General features: G+C 38.3%; 18 protein-coding genes and 1 tRNA gene. 15 read left to right on the top strand and 4 right to left on the bottom strand.

Annotated features, from left to right (window positions below; translation table 11 throughout):
- The first annotated feature begins 44 nt into the window (after window positions 1–44).
- Window positions 45–968, top strand: a complete 924-nt coding sequence (locus BIV20_RS08695; RefSeq protein ID WP_075720112.1) for a helix-turn-helix domain-containing protein — start codon at window positions 45–47, stop codon at window positions 966–968.
- Window positions 969–1,186: 218 nt separating this feature from the next.
- Here BIV20_RS08695 and BIV20_RS08690 read toward each other — a convergent pair whose 3' ends face one another.
- Both BIV20_RS08690 and BIV20_RS08685 read right to left on the bottom strand, forming a co-directional pair.
- The gene (locus BIV20_RS08690) at window positions 1,187–1,897 is read right to left on the bottom strand and encodes a response regulator (protein ID WP_075720110.1); all 711 of its coding nucleotides are present in this window, start codon (window positions 1,895–1,897) and stop codon (window positions 1,187–1,189) included.
- Window positions 1,890–2,963 carry a sensor histidine kinase gene (locus BIV20_RS08685; protein ID WP_075720108.1) on the bottom strand — a complete coding sequence of 358 codons (1,074 nt, stop codon included), beginning with the start codon at window positions 2,961–2,963 and terminating at the stop codon, window positions 1,890–1,892. The genes BIV20_RS08690 and BIV20_RS08685 overlap by 8 nt, the downstream gene beginning before the upstream one ends.
- A gap of 196 nt (window positions 2,964–3,159) precedes the next feature.
- On the opposite strand from BIV20_RS08685, the gene trxA reads away from it, so the two are divergent.
- The 7 genes from trxA to xerD all read left to right on the top strand — a co-directional run bounded on the left by trxA (window position 3,160) and on the right by xerD (window position 9,414).
- Complete coding sequence (trxA, locus tag BIV20_RS08680; protein ID WP_075720106.1) at window positions 3,160–3,471, top strand: thioredoxin; 312 nt, start codon at window positions 3,160–3,162, stop codon at window positions 3,469–3,471.
- A gap of 209 nt (window positions 3,472–3,680) precedes the next feature.
- A complete protein-coding gene (recA, locus tag BIV20_RS08675; RefSeq protein ID WP_075720104.1) occupies window positions 3,681–4,733 on the top strand; it encodes a recombinase RecA in 1,053 nt (350 codons plus the stop codon).
- 3 nt (window positions 4,734–4,736) lie between these two features.
- Window positions 4,737–5,333, top strand: coding sequence for a regulatory protein RecX (locus tag BIV20_RS08670; protein ID WP_075720102.1), 597 nt, complete (start codon window positions 4,737–4,739; stop codon window positions 5,331–5,333).
- Between the two features lie 174 nt (window positions 5,334–5,507).
- Entirely contained in the window at window positions 5,508–7,055 is a 1,548-nt protein-coding gene (gene rny / locus BIV20_RS08665) for a ribonuclease Y (protein ID WP_075720100.1), read from the top strand.
- A gap of 83 nt (window positions 7,056–7,138) precedes the next feature.
- Window positions 7,139–7,672, top strand: a complete 534-nt coding sequence (locus BIV20_RS08660; protein ID WP_330554283.1) for an NUDIX hydrolase — start codon at window positions 7,139–7,141, stop codon at window positions 7,670–7,672.
- 43 nt (window positions 7,673–7,715) lie between these two features.
- Window positions 7,716–8,333, top strand: a complete 618-nt coding sequence (locus BIV20_RS08655; RefSeq protein ID WP_075720096.1) for a stage II sporulation protein M — start codon at window positions 7,716–7,718, stop codon at window positions 8,331–8,333.
- Window positions 8,334–8,529: 196 nt separating this feature from the next.
- The gene (xerD, locus tag BIV20_RS08650) at window positions 8,530–9,414 is read left to right on the top strand and encodes a site-specific tyrosine recombinase XerD (protein WP_075720558.1); all 885 of its coding nucleotides are present in this window, start codon (window positions 8,530–8,532) and stop codon (window positions 9,412–9,414) included.
- Window positions 9,415–9,496: 82 nt separating this feature from the next.
- Here the strand turns inward: xerD and BIV20_RS08645 are convergent, their stop codons facing one another.
- Window positions 9,497–10,525 (bottom strand): 3-deoxy-7-phosphoheptulonate synthase, encoded by a 1,029-nt coding sequence (locus BIV20_RS08645; protein ID WP_330554280.1) that lies wholly within the window; start codon window positions 10,523–10,525, stop codon window positions 9,497–9,499.
- 12 nt (window positions 10,526–10,537) lie between these two features.
- Entirely contained in the window at window positions 10,538–11,407 is an 870-nt protein-coding gene (gene aroE, locus BIV20_RS08640) for a shikimate dehydrogenase (RefSeq protein WP_330554279.1), read from the bottom strand.
- A 280-nt stretch (window positions 11,408–11,687) separates the two neighbouring features.
- Here aroE and aroD point away from each other — a divergent pair, with 280 nt between their 5' ends.
- From aroD to ligA, 7 genes are all read left to right on the top strand, one after another.
- Window positions 11,688–12,443 carry a type I 3-dehydroquinate dehydratase gene (gene aroD / locus BIV20_RS08635; RefSeq protein WP_330554278.1) on the top strand — a complete coding sequence of 252 codons (756 nt, stop codon included), beginning with the start codon at window positions 11,688–11,690 and terminating at the stop codon, window positions 12,441–12,443.
- Window position 12,444: 1 nt separating this feature from the next.
- Window positions 12,445–12,978 carry a shikimate kinase gene (locus BIV20_RS08630; RefSeq protein WP_075722034.1) on the top strand — a complete coding sequence of 178 codons (534 nt, stop codon included), beginning with the start codon at window positions 12,445–12,447 and terminating at the stop codon, window positions 12,976–12,978.
- Window positions 12,979–13,023: 45 nt separating this feature from the next.
- Window positions 13,024–13,095, top strand: a tRNA-Arg gene (locus BIV20_RS08625).
- A 51-nt stretch (window positions 13,096–13,146) separates the two neighbouring features.
- Entirely contained in the window at window positions 13,147–14,319 is a 1,173-nt protein-coding gene (locus tag BIV20_RS08620) for an SH3 domain-containing protein (RefSeq protein ID WP_330554277.1), read from the top strand.
- Window positions 14,320–14,450: 131 nt separating this feature from the next.
- Entirely contained in the window at window positions 14,451–14,885 is a 435-nt protein-coding gene (locus tag BIV20_RS08615; RefSeq protein ID WP_330554276.1) for a hypothetical protein, read from the top strand.
- Window positions 14,886–14,890: 5 nt separating this feature from the next.
- Entirely contained in the window at window positions 14,891–15,631 is a 741-nt protein-coding gene (locus BIV20_RS08610) for a pseudouridine synthase (RefSeq protein WP_075722033.1), read from the top strand.
- A 21-nt stretch (window positions 15,632–15,652) separates the two neighbouring features.
- Entirely contained in the window at window positions 15,653–17,662 is a 2,010-nt protein-coding gene (ligA, locus tag BIV20_RS08605) for an NAD-dependent DNA ligase LigA (RefSeq protein ID WP_330554275.1), read from the top strand.
- Window positions 17,663–17,680: the final 18 nt, after the last annotated feature.

The raw sequence follows: 17,680 nt of genomic DNA, 5'->3' as shown, positions 1-17,680 counted from the left end.
ACGCAAGCATTGAGGGGCGGTTTGCGGAAAGGAAGAGTGCCCTAATGTCCAATTATGCAATTGGAGAGATTCTTAAGGAAATAAGAGAGCGAAAGAAGTGTTCTCAAGAAGAAGTATGTTATGGAATATGTGCAGTTTCTACGCTTTCGAGAATTGAAAATGGTAGACAGATTCCCAGTAAAAGAGTATTGGAAGCAGTAACGCAGCGATTAGGGATTGCAGATTATCTGTGTCCTACTTATGCGGGGAAAGAAGAACTGATAATTTATGAAACTGGGAAAAAGTTAGCAATAAGCCTTGAAAATGCGGATGAAAAAAGAACGAAACAGTTAATACGCCGACTGGAGCAACAGGTAGAATCTTTAAAAAAGGTTAATGTAAACGTATGCATGGAGGAACAGCATATTTTGTATGCAAAAGCAGTTCTGCAAAAACGGAAAGGTGCTAGGGAACAGAGTATTTTGAAGATGATGCTGGAAGCTGTGAGGTTAACGTTACCGGATTTTGATGGAATTCATATGAAGAATCATTTTTTGACTTTTCAGGAGATAACAATTTTAAATGATATTGGTTGCCTGTATTATGAGTTGGGAAAGAAAATAGAAGCGTTTCAAATTCTTATAGGGTTAAAGAAATATATGGAAGAACATATTCCGGATGAAAAAGGGGCCGATAAATATCCTGCAATTATTCAAAATATGGTGAGTTGGCTTTTAAGGGAAAGAAGCTATGAGGATGCCCTGCCTCTATGTGAAAAGGGGTTAGAGTGTTGTATTGCACATGGAAAAATGAGGGGATTTCCCATGCTATTATATCAAAAAGCAACACTGTTGGCAGAGACAGGGCAGGTAGACAAGTCCCGTGAATGCTTCTTTCAGAGTATAGCTATATTTCATGCTATAAATCAGCACCAGCAGGCGGAAGATATTCGCATGTTCGCGAATAAAAACTATAAATTGAATTTATAGTGAAGAGGGGATAAATAAAAAAGATTTTTCAAACCTTTTCGTCATATTTTAAATGCTAATTCAAAAAGAAACCATGATATTTGCGGAACATTTTTATTTGCATGAAATGCTATGGAAACGAAAAAGAGTGTGTGATAGAATTTTAGATTGGCTACATAGCAAAAGTGGACAGAGATATAGATATATTTCTGTCCACTTTTTTAGTGTTTGTTTCAAGACTAGCAAGATTCTTCATCATCTGTCATACGATAGCCAACTCCCACTTCTGTGAAAATGTAAATGGGTTCTGCCGGGTTTTTCTCCAGTTTGCGGCGAATGTTGGCCATGTTTACCCGGAGAATTTTATTATCCGATTCGGCGTAAGGTCCCCAAACATTGCTCATGACAGCGGAATAGGTCATAACTTTTCCGGAATTTTGAGCTAGAAAGGCAACTATTTTATATTCCACCGGAGTTAAATGAATAAATTCTCCATTAATGGAAATAGTACGTTTGTAAAAGTCAATTTTGAGCCCTTTCGCGCAGTAGGGCTTTTGGGAAAATCCCGTTCCATTCTGAAGCTTATTACTATGGCGTAGAGAAGTGCGGATACGTGCCAGCAGTTCCGAAGTACCAAATGGCTTGGTAAGGTAATCATCGGCACCGGCATCTAGAGCCAGAACTTTATCATCTTCTTGGGTACGGGCAGAGACGACAATAATAGGGGTATCAGACCAAGTGCGAACTTGTTTGATAATTTCCATACCATCCATATCCGGGAGGCCAAGATCAAGCAGGATAACATCCGGACACAAAGAAGTGATTAGAGAAAGGGCAGTGGCACCACTTCCTACGGAAACGGCATGGTATCCGTGAGAAGAAAGGGCTTTCGTAATAAAATCACAGATATTTTTTTCGTCTTCAATTACTAATATATTAAATTTAGACATTTGAATTCTCCTTTGGTAATGTAAATAAAAATTCTGCGCCATGTTGGTGGTTACGAGCAGTAAGAGAACCATTATGAGCAGAAATAATGGTTTTGCAGATGGAAAGACCAATTCCCATTCCTTTTCTGACATCAGAAGGACTAGAGCCACAGGTTCCGTCAAAAATACTATCTAAGCATTTAGGATCAATTCCAATTCCGTAATCAATAACATGAAAGCAAATCGTATCAGGCTGATTTTCAACTAAAAGTTTTATTGGTTTTTGACTTTTGGAATGAACCAGAGCATTTTCCAAAAGATTTATTATTACTTGTTCGATGAGTGTGGCATCCATAGGAATTAGCAAAAATTCATCAGGGATAGAGACTTCAATTTCAGCAGAAGGAAAACGCTTTTTGAAACGAATAACAGCCTCAGATATAATTTCTTCTACCAGTTCGGGCGAAGTTTTTAATTTGGAATCGGGTCCTTGAATGCGTGTAATGGAGAGAAGGTTGTCGCCCATATTTAGAAGCCAGCTGGCATCATCATAAATATTGTGAATGATTTTTTTCTTCTCTTGTGGTGAATAATCGTCATTTTCTTCTAAAGCAGAGAGAGCTCCGAGGATACTGGTCACAGGAGTGCGTAAATCATGTGAAATAGCTCTAAGAAGATTTGCACGCATTTTTTCTTTGTCAGCCTCTGCCAGTTGTTTTTCATGAAGTGCCAGTGTTTCAGCTTGTTTTTTTAAGTGAGAGGTAGTAGTACTTGTAATAACAGAGGCAGCAAGCATGAATAAAAAACTGAAAGGGTAATCGGCAATAGTGAAATTTATAGAGAAATATGGTGCGGTAAAAAAGTAGTTAATAAGAGCCACGCCCACTAAGCAAGCAAGAATACCATAAAAATAACCATTGGTATAGTAAGCAATGGCTATGATTCCTAAGAGATATAAAAGTGCAATATTTGCGGAATTTTTTGAAATACAGAAAAACAGAATAAAACAAAATATAGTGCTGGAAAGCAGCAGAAACGATGCAATTAAAAAGTCGTGTAATTTTTGTGAATGCAAGCATTTTTTCATAGATAATAACCCCTTTATTCCTAAGTATAATACAATTTTAATGTATCATCCGTAGGGATTCAAGAAAGAAAGAAAAATTTAACACTATTTTAGCAAAATGTGACAAGGTCACTGAAATATGTGGTAAAATATATAAAAATATATAAGAAGTTTAGAAATGGTTAATAATAAGTAACATAGGAATGGAGGCAATCATATGGCAACAATGAAGTTTACAATGGACAATTTTGAAACAGAGGTATTAAAGAGTGATGTACCGGTATTAGTAGATTTCTGGGCAACATGGTGTGGTCCGTGTCAGATGCAAGGACCGGTAGTAGAGCAGGCGGCAGACGAGATGGCAGGAATTGCTAAGGTGGGAAAACTTAATGTAGACGAAGAGGGAGCATTGGCACAACAGTTTGGTGTTATGAGTATCCCAACTTTAATTGTATTTAAAGATGGAAAAGAAGCAGGACGAGCAGTTGGATTCCAGACATTGGAGCAGATTAAAAAATTAATGGCTTGACGTGGATTGGGTGACAATTTATAATGAGGACAGTTGCGAAAGGCAGCTGTCCTTTTTCGTGGAAGGACTTCTTAAGAGTGAAATTAAAGTGGAGTAAAGGTCGCATATTTCTATGACATTTCGTCAAAAATCAGTTGACAAGAAAAACAAAGTATACTAATATAATAAACAGATAACGAACATAAGTTCGTGAAAGAAGGAGAATAGACATGGCAAAGGATGATAGATTAAGTGCATTAGACGCGGCAATTGCGAAAATTGAAAAGGATTACGGAAAGGGCTCCATTATGAAATTAGGAGATTCCGTAGCGAATATGAATGTAGAAACAGTACCTACTGGGTGTTTAAGTCTGGATTTAGCTTTAGGAGTAGGTGGCGTACCGAAGGGACGTATCATTGAGATATATGGACCGGAATCTAGTGGTAAGACTACAGTAGCATTACATATGGTAGCAGCAGTACAGAAGCAGGGAGGAATTGCAGGTTTTATTGATGCGGAACATGCATTGGATCCTGTATATGCTAAAAATATAGGGGTAGACATTGATAATCTTTATATTTCACAGCCGGATAACGGAGAGCAGGCATTGGAGATTACAGAAACTATGGTTCGTTCCGGAGCTGTGGATATTGTAATTGTTGACTCGGTAGCAGCGTTAGTTCCAAAGGCGGAAATTGATGGTGATATGGGTGATTCTCATGTGGGGCTTCAGGCAAGGCTAATGTCACAGGCATTGCGTAAGTTAACGGCAGTAATCAGTAAGTCTAACTGTATTGTTATTTTTATCAATCAGCTTCGTGAAAAAGTAGGAGTTATGTTTGGTAATCCTGAGACTACTACCGGAGGACGTGCACTCAAATTTTATTCTTCTGTTCGTATGGATGTAAGAAGAATTGAGACATTGAAACAAGGTGGAGAGTTTATTGGAAACCGTGTCAGAGTAAAAGTGGTCAAGAATAAAGTTGCACCGCCATTTAAAGAAGCAGAATTTGATATCATGTTTGGTCAGGGAATCTCTAGAGAAGGTGATATTCTGGATATTGCGGCAGACCTTGGAATTATTAATAAATCCGGTGCGTGGTATGCTTATAATGGTGAGAAGATTGGTCAAGGACGTGAAAATGCAAAACAATATTTAAAGGAAAATGAATTAGTTTGTGCAGAAGTAGAGGCAAAGGTAAGAGAACATTTTAAGCCGGAAGAAAATAAGGAAGAACCTGAGGCAAAAAAGGAAGCAGAACAGGATATAACAAAGGAGTAGGAAATGCTGATTACACAGATTTCTGAATTAGATAAGAAACGTATGATGATACGGACAGAAGAAGGAATTTCTTTTGTCTTATACAAAGGAGAGATTCGTAAGTTTGGTTTGAAAGAAGAGCAGGAACTTACAAGCGAAGTATATGAAGAAATTCGAAATGAGATTTTAATAAAAAGAGCCAGAAAGCGAGCCATGTTTTTGTTAGAAAAGATGGACCGAACAGAGTCGCAGCTTAGAGATAAGCTGCGACAGGGCTTTTACGGGGAAGATATCATAGAAGATGCGATTTCTTATGTGAAGCATTATCATTATATTGATGATAATCGTTATGCAAGAACTTATGTTAGATGTCAGAAAGAACGAAAAAGCAAGCGTCAGATAAGAGTAGACTTGATACAAAAGGGAGTTGACCGTGAGGTTATTGAGATGGCAATAGAAGCTGAATACGAAGCGGAAACAGAACAAGAACTGATTATGAAGTGGATAGAAAAGAGACATTATGTTATTGGAAGTAATGACATTAAGGAGAAACAGAAAATGTATCAGTTTTTAATGCGCAAGGGGTTTCGTTCAGAGGATGTTTTACGGGTTTTAGAATGATGTAGAATTCCTGTGTGTGCTACTTGACATAATATTGAAAAAAGTATAAAATCAATATGTTGTTATTTATGTCTATAGATTGTATAGAATAAGTGCAATTTATTGTATATGACATATTAAAAACGAAAATGTTTTACTATATGTACAATGAAAATTTCATAAGGAGGTGCTCCTGTGCAAGGAATCATTATCGCTGTAGTGGTCACGTTGATTGTCGCAGTACCTATTACTTACCTTGTGACACTGGCTTACCGTAAGCATGTTGTAGAATCTAAAATCGGAAGCGCAGAAGAAAAGGCAAGAGAAATAATAGATGAAGCTGTTAAAAATGCTGAAACGAAGAAGCGTGAAGCTATGCTCGAGATTAAAGAAGAGTCCATTAAGAACAAGAATGAATTGGACAAAGAAATCAAAGAGCGAAGAAATGAAATTCAACGAAATGAACGGCGTATTATCCAGAAAGAAGAAAATGTGGATAAGAAGTTGGAAGCAATTGAGAAACGAGAGGCAGGTTTTGCAGCAAAGGAAGAAGAAATCAACAAGCAAAAAGCAGAAGTTGCAAGACTACACGAGAAACGTGTGCAGGAACTAGAGAGAATCTCTGGATTAACCTCTGAACAAGCAAAGGATTATCTTTTAAAAACAATTGAAGATGATGTGAAGCTTGATACTGCAAAATTAATTAAAGAAATGGAAAACAAAGCAAAGGAAGAAGCTGGAAAGAAGGCAAAAGAGTATGTCGTAAGTGCTATTCAGAAATGTGCGGCTGATCATGTGTCTGAAACTACAATTTCTGTAGTGCAACTTCCTAATGATGAAATGAAAGGAAGAATCATCGGTAGAGAAGGAAGAAATATTCGTACCCTTGAGACTATGACAGGTGTAGATTTGATTATTGATGATACACCAGAAGCAGTGATTCTTTCTGGATTTGATCCGGTAAGAAGAGAAGTAGCACGTATTGCTTTGGAAAAATTGATTGTGGATGGACGTATTCATCCGGCGAGAATCGAAGAAATGGTAGAAAAGGCTCAGAAAGAAGTAGAAACCATGATTCGAGAAGAAGGAGAGGCAGCAACGTTAGAAGTTGGTGTACATGGTATACATCCAGAACTTGTTCGTTTACTTGGTAAAATGAAATTTAGGACAAGCTATGGACAGAATGCATTAAAGCATTCCATTGAAGTGGCACAGTTATCAGGACTTTTAGCAGCAGAAATTGGTCTTGATGTAAGACTAGCAAAGAGAGCTGGTTTGTTACATGATATTGGAAAGTCTGTAGACCATGAAGTGGAAGGTTCCCACATTCAGATAGGTGTGGATTTGTGTAGAAAATACAAAGAAAGTCCAATTATAATTAATGCAGTAGAAGCACATCATGGAGATGTGGAACCAGAATCTTTGATTGCATGTCTGGTACAGGCAGCTGATGCGATTTCAGCAGCAAGACCGGGGGCAAGAAGAGAAACACTGGAAACATACTCTAACAGATTGAAACAGTTAGAAGATATTGCTAATGGATTTAAGGGTGTTGACAAGTCCTTTGCAATTCAGGCAGGTAGAGAGATTCGTATCATGGTAGTTCCAGAACAGATTAATGATGCAGATATGGTACTGTTAGCGCGTGATATTTCTAAACAGATTGAGAGTGAATTGGAATATCCTGGACAGATTAAGGTAAATGTAATTCGCGAGTCACGTGTTACAGAATATGCAAAATAATTTAGGACAATAATGAAAAGTGAAGAAAACCGTTATATATGTGAATATATGACGGTTTTTTATCATATAGGAGGAAAAGAAAAGTGATAAAACGTGTAAAAAGAGAATTGATATACCAAGGTTCTATTTTAGATATTTATAGTGATTCGATGGAATTACCGGATGGAAAAATAGAAAAATGGGATTATGTGGAACACAGAAAAGGAGCAGCTGCAGTAGTTGCAGTTTTAGATGATGGAAGATTACTGGTGGTACGACAGTATCGAAATGCATTAGAGCGTTTTACATTGGAAATTCCAGCGGGAGCAAGAGATTCTGTTACAGAACCGACTTCAGAATGTGCAGCAAGAGAATTAGAAGAGGAAACGGGATATCGTTGTGAAAATTTGGAATTTTTAATTTCGCTAAAAACTACCGTGGCATTTTGCAATGAACTTATAGATGTATATGTAGCGAGAAATTTAATTTCATCAAAGCAGAGATTGGATGAAGGAGAGGAAATTGAATTAAAGGCGTATACATTGGAAGAACTATGTCAGAAAATTTATCAGGGAGAGATTCAGGATGGCAAGACAATAGCTGCTATTATGGCGTACAAGAATAAGTATCATTTATAATAAAAGCTGTGCATAGAATAGAAAAAAAACGGGAATAAGGCGAATGGGGGAACTATTACGTTTTAGAAAAAAGGAATGGAATTGGAAAAAGACCGCTAAAGTAGTAATACTTCTTGCTTTTATCATTGGTATATTATTGGCAAATTTTATGGGGAGGGAAAAAGTAACAGGCACAGGAGTCTTAAACGATTATTTTGTTGAAAAATTTAAATATACAGAAATCAATCGGGAGAATCTATTTTTTTATATTATGGGGGAAAGGATGCCTATGGTAATATTAGGGTTAATCTTTTGTTTCTGTTCCTTTGGAATTATAATCGGTATATTGAATCTTGGATGGTTGGGACTTTCTTTCGGATTTATGTTATCAGCAGCAGTAGCAAAATATGGAGTAAGAGGGATATTGTTGATTATAGGAGGAATGTTTCCACAATATATCTTCTATTTCGTCACTTATGTAGGGTATTGCGGTTTGGCAGTTTTTCTGGGACGGGGATTGCATAAGGTGGTACCAACAGGAAATATTAGCAGGGAACAGATGCGGATGTATGGTATGGGACTTTTTGTAGGGGGTGTATTAGTGTTGTTATTTGTTACAGGAATTTTTCTGGAAAGTTATATGAATCCAATATTTCTTAAAAAAATCTTAAAATTTTTTTGACAAAATTTACAAGATATAGAAGTTTGAAAAAAATGTGTAAACGATATGTTGTATGAATGGTAAAATCCCTAAAAAGTAGGCAAAAATACTATTTGCTTTTCCAGTAATATGTCGTTATAATATAGATTGTATCGAAAAAAGTTTACATTTATGTAAAAAATAAGACAAAAATATGACAAGTGGGGCAATGGGATTTATGAACGACGAGATTCAAAAATTTATCGTATACTTAAAGGAAGTGAAAAAAACTTCTGAAAATACGGTGATTTCTTATGAAAGAGATTTGAAAAAATTTAATAAATATTGTATAGAACAAGGAATCTCAGGCGTAAATCAGATTACAGCAACAGGATTGAATTCATATGTTTTATATCTGGAAAAGCAGGGGCTGAAACCAGCAACTATTTCGCGGGGAATAGCATCCTTGAAGGCATTTTTTCATTTCTTGCAAAAGGAAGGTTATGTGAAACAGGATGTGGCCGAGGATTTGAAGGCACCAAAGGTAGAAAAGAAGATGCCTTCTGTTTTGACAAAAGAGGAGACGGAAAGATTGTTAAATGAAACAAACGGAACATCTCCGAAAGAGTTGCGTGACGGAGCTATGTTGGAATTGTTGTATGCTACCGGAATCAGAGTGTCAGAATTGATTTCATTGAAATTAGAGGATATCAATCTAAAGATGGAATATATTACTTGTCGCGACGGAAATAAAGAGCGAATTGTGCCTTTTGGACAAGTGGCAAAAGAGAAACTTCAGATGTATCTTTCAGAAGGAAGAGCGGAGCTAGTGACAGATGAGTCGAGTGATTATCTTTTTACCAATTGTTCAGGTCATGCCATGAGCAGGCAGGGATTTTGGAAACTGGTAAAGTATTATGGAAAAAAAGCCGGAATTACAACGGAGTTGACACCGCATACATTGCGTCATTCTTTTGCAATGCATTTGGTAAGTAATGGAGCAGATTTACATTCTGTGCAGGAAATGTTAGGACATTCGGATATTTCTACTACGCAGATATATGCCAATATGAATCAAAACAGAATACGTGAGGTATATGCAAAAGCGCATCCTAGAGGATAAATGGGATGGTACATAATAAGAAAAGTATATAGAAAGGGCGACACGGAAGTTCTGTGCCGCCTTTTAAAATGCAATATATAAATTATGCCATCTCAGCAATGTGATAAATTAATTCTTCGGATTCTTTCCAGCCCAAACATGGGTCTGTAATGGACTTTCCATAAATGTGATCACCGACTTTTTGGCATCCGGGCTCAATATAGCTTTCAATCATGACACCTTTTACCATTTTTTTGATGTCCGGTGAAATTTGACGGTTGTGCATTACTTCTTTTACAATACGAACCTGCTGTTCATACTGTTTGTTAGAATTTGCATGGTTGGAATCAATAATAGCAGCAGGATTTACCAAGTCCATTTTATCATACATACGAATTAAACATTCAAGGTCTTCATAGTGGTAATTTGGGAGAGAAACTCCACGTTTATTAACAGAACCACGTAAAACAACATGAGTTAATGGATTTCCACTGGTGCGAACTTCGTAACCGCGGTATACAAAGTGATGTGGATGTTGTGCTGCATATACAGAGTTTAACATAACAGAAAAGTCTCCGCTGGTTGGGTTTTTCATTCCGGCAGGAACGTCGAATCCACTGACGGTAAGACGATGATGCTGGTCTTCTACAGAACGAGCTCCAATGGCAACGTAGGAGAGCAAGTCTTCCATGTAACTGAAGTTTTCAGGATACAACATTTCGTCTGCAGAAGAAAGTCCACTTTCTTCTAAAGCACGAATGTGCATTTTACGCATTGCAATTAAGCCGGCTACCATATCCGGTTTCTTTTCAGGGTCTGGCTGATGAGCAATTCCTTTATAGCCCTCACCTGTGGTACGTGGTTTGTTGGTATAAATACGTGGAACAATAACTACACGGTCAGCAACCTTTTCCTGCACGCGGCTTAATCGGTTGATATAATCGCAGACAGCATCTTCATTGTCAGCGGAACAAGGTCCGATGATAACTAAAAATTTATCAGAAGCGCCGGTGATAATGTCGCTAATCATTTTGTCTCTTTCTTTTTTTGTTTCCACTGCCTTTGCGGAAAGTGGATATTGTTCTTTGATTGCTCCCGGGGAGGGAAGCTGTTTTAAAAATGTAAAACTCATGGTAATTCTCCTTTATTTTTTAAAATATTTTTCTTTAATAAGTGTAACGGGCATTTCTTTTCCAGTCCAACAGGTAAAGGCGGCTGCACCTTGGTAAAGCAGCATGTATAAACCGTTAAAATGTGGACATCCGGCTTCTTTCGCCTGTTTTAGCAATAAAGTTTCCCGCGGGTTATATATAATGTCTGATACAATGAGCTCCTTGGGAAGCATAGAAGTATCCGGAATCGGAGAACTATCAGTATCAGGTGCCATTCCTACGTTGGTTGCATTGGTGAGGATTGCGCTATCAGAAAGACTCTCTCCCAAAGCTGTCTGGTCAGAAATATCACGAAGACGTATCGGACAACCGGTTTCTTCTGTAATTTTATGGCAAAATTCTAATGTTTTTTTCCAAGAAGCATTTTTTCGTTTGAACATATCAATGGAAGAAACACCATCCAGGGCTGCTTGTACACAGATTGCAGTGGCAGCACCACCAGCTCCTAGTAAAGTCATCTTTTTCCCAATAATATCATATCCTGCATCGATAACGGATTGCATATATCCGATGCCGTCCGTATTGTGTCCAATCAACTTACCGTCTTTAACGATAACGGTATTGACGGCATTAGCAAGACGAGCGGCCGGAGTAAGTTCATCCAATAGAGGAATAATATGTACCTTTAGTGGCATGGTCAGATTAAAACCACAAATTCCGGCAGCTTTCAATCCTAAAACAGCAGCTTCAAGATGCTCCGGTGGTACATCAAAGGCAAGATAGACATAGTCAAGACCAAGCTGACGAAATGCTTCATTGTGCATCTGCGGAGAAATGCTGTGTGCTACCGGACTTCCTAAAAGACCGGTAAGTTTCGTTTTGCCGGTAATTTCATAATTCATGTTTTCACCTGCTTTAGTTTATTAGTGTGGGAAAATCCCTTGCACTATCTTAATAGATTATAAAAAATATGTCAATGACTTGCGGCATTTCTTTTTGTAAGTTATAATGTTCAGGATAGCAACGAGCAGTGCCAAGACAGTCAGAGGCAAAATGACAGCTGGCTGGCAATTTTGACTTTGAGTGGATTGATAGGGCGAGAGCCCGTGAGCGAGACGAAGCGAAGCGGAGACGAGCATGCACTGCGAAGGAGTAAGAAGATAAAGCAGAGGTAGAGTAACTGTGAATATAAAAGGAAAAGAGATTGGAACAGGCAGACCATTGGTGTGTGTACCGATTGTAGAAAAGACAAGCGAAGCAATTTTAAAAGAGGCAAATATGCTGGCAGAGCGGCCGGTAGATATGATAGAGTGGCGAATCGATTGGTATGAGAACAGTGATTCGGGAGAAGCGTTGCGCAATGTTACGAGTGAATTGGCAAAAATTTTGAAGGACAAGATTCTTTTATGTACTTTCCGTAGCAAAGCGCAGGGGGGAGAAAGGGAAATTACCAGAGAAGCATACATAGAAATGTTGTATAACTTTGCACAACAGGGAAAGGCAGATATTCTGGATGTGGAAGTATGTGAATTAGAGCAACCAAGAAAAGTGATAGAGGAATTGCATCAGCATGGAGCTGTAGTTGTGGCATCGGACCACAATTTTTCTAAGACACCGGAAGTTGACATTATGACAGAAAAACTTCTATATATGAAGAAAATAGGAGCGGATATAGCGAAGCTGGCAGTGATGCCAAATAGTAGAGAAGATGTACTTAAACTTTTAGAAGCAACGGTAAAAACAAAAGAACTTTGCTCAGATTATCCGATAATTACCATGTCTATGGGAGCAACCGGAATGATTTCGAGAATTGCAGGACAGACCTTTGGGTCATGTGTGACCTTTGCGGCGGTCGGAAAAGCTTCTGCGCCCGGTCAGATGCCATTGGAAGACGTTATGATGATTTTAAATAAGATTTCAGAAAGTATGGAAAAATAATATGAAAAGCAATATATATTTTATTGGATTTATGGGAACTGGAAAAAGTACTGTTTCCAGACATATGGCAGCGATTACAGGATATGAAGAAATTGATACGGATCAGGAAATTGTGAAACAGGAAAATATGCGTATTCCTGAAATTTTTGAGAAGTATGGAGAAGAATATTTTCGTAATCTGGAAACAGAATTTTTGAAGGGAATGCAAAAGAGGGAACATTGTATTGTATCTTGTGGTGGTGGTATGGTTCTGCGGGAAGAAAATGTAAAGTTAATGAAAAAAACAGGCGTTATCGTATTATTAACAGCAACCCCGGAAACGGTACTGGAACGAGTGAAGAATGGGAGAGAACGTCCGATTTTAAACGGACATATGAATACGACATACATTAAGCAACTGATGGAAAAGCGTGAGACCTACTATAAGGCTGCCGGAGAAATTGTAATTCCTACCGATGGAAGAGAAGCTTTAGATATGGCAAAGGAACTAAAACAAAATCTGGAATCTCCTAAATTTTGCTTTGATTTTTCGTAAGAAGTATGATATACTTACAAAGTTGTAGACAGTATATTGAAGAAAGCACCCATAGTTTAACGGATAAAATACCAGATTCCGGTTCTGGGGCTGGGGGTTCGATTCCCTCTGGGTGCATTGCAACCGTAAATAACTTTTTTATATAGATGAATTTAATAAGGAGGACCTATGAAGAACTCTTTGAATGAGAATAAAAAATTTGATTTTTCTAAGATTAATATAGATACAATAGTTACATTTTGCAGAAATAATGTAAGGTACGTTTCAGCCGGAGTACTGACTGTGATTTTAGTGGTTGTGCTAGCGGTAACAGCAACTAATAGTGGGAAAACAGACGGAAAGGAAGCAACAAAGCAAGAGCAGGTTGCAGATGCGCAGGATGCATATGAAGTAAATAAAAATGAAGAATTGAATACTCTTATTAGTAAGTATTATGAATTATGTGCAGCTGGTAATGTAGATGAGCTTGCGAATGTAGCAACGCCTGTTTCTGATATGGAGAAAAGCTATATTCAGATGATGAGTGGTTATGTAGAAAGCTATAATAATATTGATTGTTATACTAAGAAGGGATTGGAAGAGAATTCTTATCTGGTATCAGCAACTTATGAAATGAAGTTCAATGGAGTAGAAGGAACTGTTCCGGGAATGGAATTTTTTTATGTAAGAACCAATGAGAATGGTAGCCTTTATATTGATAATTTATACAGCTCTTTTAACAGTGAGATGGAAGAACAGGAAACGGATGCAGAAGTTGATGCCTTGATAGAGAAATTTAAAGAAGCTTCTGATGTAAAGGAATTACAGGCTGATTTCCAGAATCGTTATACACAGACGATTACAAACGATGCAAATCTTGAGAATATGGTAAATACTGTAACCGAAGGAATTAAGAGTTGGGCAGCTAATTATGTAGCACAACAGCAAGCAGCGGCAGAGCAGGCAGCAGCGCAAGCAGCGGCAGAACAAGCGGCAGCAGAGCAAGCAGCAGCGGAACAAGCAGCGGCGGAACAAGCAGCGGCGCAAGCGGCGGCAGAACAGGCGGCAGCGGAACAAGCAGCAGCGCAAGCGGCGGCAGAACAAGCAGCAGCGGCGGAGCAGGCAGCTCAACAACAGCAGGAAAATAATAATGGTTTGAATTACCTTCCGGAAGGGACTACATTAACTGCAAATGATGCTTATAATATCAGAGTATCTATGAGTGAGACTTCTGATAAAGTAGGGACTACAGCAATTGGAGATACCATTAAGGTTATCTTGAGTTATGAAGAAGGCTGGACTAAGGTAGAATGGAACGGAAAAACAGGATTTATTAAGACAGATCTTCTGTTAAATAATTAAAGAAAAGATAGAGCGGATGATGGAAAGGAGAATTGCCTTAAAAAGCAGTTCTCTTTTTAAATAAAACAGACCGCATAAAAATAGAAAAATGTTTCAACCTAATCAATAAGAATAAGATTAGGAGGAAATATATGAAAAACTATGAGGAAATCAATGTATTAAAGGAAACAAAAAGGAATGCAACCATGGCAATAAATGCCATAGATATTCTTATGAGTAAGGTGTACAATCAGGAATTTGCTTACGAACTGACGTCTCAAAGAAATCGTTTTCAAGAATTTGAGAAAAAGGCAGAGGCCGGATTATGGGAGCATGGAATTGCGGCAAAAGAATCCGGATGGGAGAAGGCAATGCTGTGGGGAGGCATACAGGCAAACACCTTATTAAATATCAGTACCCCTCATGTAGCAGATATGATGATACAGGGAAATACAAGAGGTATTGCAGATTTGATGAAAGTAAGGCATAATAATAAAAATGCAGGTAGTTATGCAAATGAAGTCGCGGAAGAATTGATGGATTTTGAAGAAGAAAATATAGAACGGTTAAAACAATTTTGCAGGTGAGGAAAATGACAGAACCAATAAGGATAAATAAGTATTTAAGTGAAGCAGGGGTATGTTCCCGACGGGAAGCAGACCGACAGATTGAGGCGGGCCATGTTACTATTAATGGAAGAAAAGCCGTAATGGGCGATAAGGTGGCACCAGGGGACATAGTGCTGTTTGGAAAGAAGCAGGTATCAAAAGAAGAGGAGATAATTCTTCTGGCGGTGAATAAGCCGAGAGGAATTGTATGTACAGCGGAAAAGCGGGAAAGGGATAATATTGTAGATTTTGTAAATTATCCCAAAAGGGTTTATCCGGTTGGACGTTTGGACAAAGAATCAAGAGGTCTGATTCTGATGACAAATCAAGGCGAGCTGGTCAATAAAATGATGCGAAGCGGTAATCTGCATGAAAAAGAGTATATCGTAAGGGTCAACCGGGATATAACAAAGGAATTTCTGGAAAAAATGGCAGCCGGAGTATATCTGGAAGAATTGGATGCCACTACAAGACCATGTCCGGTAGAACAGTTGGGGAAACGTACTTTTCGAATTATTTTGACCCAAGGAATGAATCGACAGATTCGTCGAATGTGCGAGAAGTTTCATTATCGTGTAGTAGATTTAAAACGTACTCGTATTATGAATATACGATTAGGAGATTTGAAAGAGGGAACCTACCGGAAAATATCGCAGGAAGAATGGAAGGAGTTACAGGAACTTATCAAGGATTCTTCAAATGAAACAGTAATTCCGAAGTGGTAAAGAGGGAAAGGAAATAGCAGGATGGATAAGAAGCAGGCAGAAGCAAGAATTGAAGAATTGAGAAAACAGATAGAGTATCACAATAATCGGTATTACAACATGGACAGTCCGGAAATTACTGACTATGAGTATGACATGATGATGCAGGAATTAAAGAAGATGGAAAAGGAATTCCCGGAGCTGGTAACCAAGGATTCCCCTACCCAGAAGGTAGGCGGAACAGCGAAAAGAGAGGCTGGTGTACAGGTTGCTCACAATGTACCAATGCTGAGCCTTCAGGATGTATTTTCCAAGGAAGAAGTAGATGAATTCGTAGAGCAGATGCAGGAGCAACTTGATAATCCTGAATTTGTTGTAGAGTATAAAATAGATGGTCTTTCCATGGCGCTTCGCTATGAAGAAGGGGAATTAAAACTTGCCCTAACTCGTGGAGATGGTGTTACTTTTGGAGAAGACGTTACAGAAAATGCAAAAGTAATTCCTGATGTGAAAAAGAAATTAAAAGTTCCCACAGAGTATTTGGAAATCCGTGGAGAGGTCTATATGAAAAACGCGGACTTTGACCGGGTTAATGAAATGCAGGAACTGAATGGAAAAAAAACATTTGCAAATCCGAGAAATTGTGCGGCAGGAACACTTCGTCAGTTAGACAGTAGAATTACAAAAGAGCGTGGACTCTCTATGTTTATTTTTAATATCCAACAGGTGCGTGGAATGGAATTTAAGACACACACAGAAGGATATGAGTATCTAAAGAAAAACGGAATACATGTCATCGACGATTATAAAGTATGTCATACTAAGGAAGAAGTATGGGATGCGATTTGTGCTATCGGAGAAAATCGGGGAAATCTTGCATATGACATTGATGGTGCGGTGGTAAAACTGAACTCCTTGGCAGACAGAGAAAAGTTAGGGAATACTTCCAAGGTACCAAGGTGGGCAGTTGCATATAAGTATCCACCAGAGGAAAAAGAAACAAAATTGTTGGATATTGAATTGTCAGTAGGAAGAACCGGAAGGATTACACCGACGGCGATTTTTGAACCGGTACGGTTGTGTGGGACAAGCGTCTCAAGAGCGACCCTTCATAATCAAGACTTTATTGATGAATTAGATATCCGAATTGGCGATACCATACAGGTATATAAGTCAGGCGAGATTATTCCAAAGGTGCGAAAGGTAATCAAAGAAAAACGTCCGGAAGGAACAGTGCCATTTAAAATTCCGGATGTCTGTCCGGTCTGTGGGGCGAAGACGCAGCGGGAAAAAGATACTGCAGATATCAAATGTACATCACCAAACTGTCCGGCACAGTTAGAACGCCATATCATTAATTTTGTGGGTCGAGATGCTATGGATATCAAAGGTTTTGGTACCGTTTATATTGAAGAACTGGTACGATTGGGTTATATTAAAGATGTGGCAGATATTTATACCTTAAGAGAGCATCGGGAAGAACTGATTGAACAGGGAATCATCGGAAAAGAGAAAAATACCGATAAGTTATTGGCTGCTATTGAAAAATCAAAAGAAAATGATGCGTATCAGTTATTGACCGGATTGGGAATTCCGAATGTGGGAAAGGCTGCTGCCAAGGCAATTTTAAAAGAATTTAAGAATATGGAAACATTAGAACACGCTACCATGGAAGAACTTCAGAATGTGAATGATATTGGAGAAGTAAGTGCCAGATGCATTACTGACTTTTTTGCAAATGAAAAAAATAAAGTGTTAATGGAACGAATGCGAAGCTATGGAGTAAATATGCAAGCATTAGAAACGGTAGGAGCAGGAACCAAGTTAGAAGGTATGACTTTTGTGATTACCGGAACATTACCAACCATGGATAGAAAAGAAGCAGCTGCCATGATAGAAAAGCAGGGTGGAAAAGTATCCGGTTCCGTTTCAAAAAAGACAACTTATCTTTTAGCAGGAGAAAGTGCAGGAAGTAAACTGACAAAAGCGCAGGAACTTGGTATCAATATCATAGATGAAGCGCAGTTTCTGGCTATGATTGAAGAAGCATAAAAGAAAACGATGGAAGAA

This window comes from Roseburia sp. 499 (assembly GCF_001940225.2).
Lineage (GTDB): Bacteria > Bacillota > Clostridia > Lachnospirales > Lachnospiraceae > Petralouisia.
Note: the sequence above shows the minus strand (reverse complement) of the source record. Positions and strands in the feature narration are given on the sequence as shown.

Excerpts from the sequence above, each read along its gene's own strand:
- BIV20_RS08670 (WP_075720102.1), top strand. The coding sequence starts at position 4,737 with ATGCTGATTACACAGATTTCTGAATTAGATAAGAAACGTATGATGATA.
- trxA (WP_075720106.1), top strand. The coding sequence starts at position 3,160 with ATGGCAACAATGAAGTTTACAATGGACAATTTTGAAACAGAGGTATTA.
- BIV20_RS08645 (WP_330554280.1), bottom strand. The coding sequence starts at position 10,525 with ATGAGTTTTACATTTTTAAAACAGCTTCCCTCCCCGGGAGCAATCAAA.
- aroE (WP_330554279.1), bottom strand. The coding sequence starts at position 11,407 with ATGAATTATGAAATTACCGGCAAAACGAAACTTACCGGTCTTTTAGGA.
- BIV20_RS08695 (WP_075720112.1), top strand. The coding sequence starts at position 45 with ATGTCCAATTATGCAATTGGAGAGATTCTTAAGGAAATAAGAGAGCGA.
- ligA (WP_330554275.1), top strand. The coding sequence starts at position 15,653 with ATGGATAAGAAGCAGGCAGAAGCAAGAATTGAAGAATTGAGAAAACAG.
- xerD (WP_075720558.1), top strand. The coding sequence starts at position 8,530 with ATGAACGACGAGATTCAAAAATTTATCGTATACTTAAAGGAAGTGAAA.
- BIV20_RS08615 (WP_330554276.1), top strand. The coding sequence starts at position 14,451 with ATGAAAAACTATGAGGAAATCAATGTATTAAAGGAAACAAAAAGGAAT.
- BIV20_RS08610 (WP_075722033.1), top strand. The coding sequence starts at position 14,891 with ATGACAGAACCAATAAGGATAAATAAGTATTTAAGTGAAGCAGGGGTA.
- BIV20_RS08690 (WP_075720110.1), bottom strand. The coding sequence starts at position 1,897 with ATGTCTAAATTTAATATATTAGTAATTGAAGACGAAAAAAATATCTGT.
- BIV20_RS08655 (WP_075720096.1), top strand. The coding sequence starts at position 7,716 with ATGGGGGAACTATTACGTTTTAGAAAAAAGGAATGGAATTGGAAAAAG.
- BIV20_RS08620 (WP_330554277.1), top strand. The coding sequence starts at position 13,147 with ATGAAGAACTCTTTGAATGAGAATAAAAAATTTGATTTTTCTAAGATT.
- BIV20_RS08685 (WP_075720108.1), bottom strand. The coding sequence starts at position 2,963 with ATGAAAAAATGCTTGCATTCACAAAAATTACACGACTTTTTAATTGCA.
- BIV20_RS08630 (WP_075722034.1), top strand. The coding sequence starts at position 12,445 with ATGAAAAGCAATATATATTTTATTGGATTTATGGGAACTGGAAAAAGT.
- recA (WP_075720104.1), top strand. The coding sequence starts at position 3,681 with ATGGCAAAGGATGATAGATTAAGTGCATTAGACGCGGCAATTGCGAAA.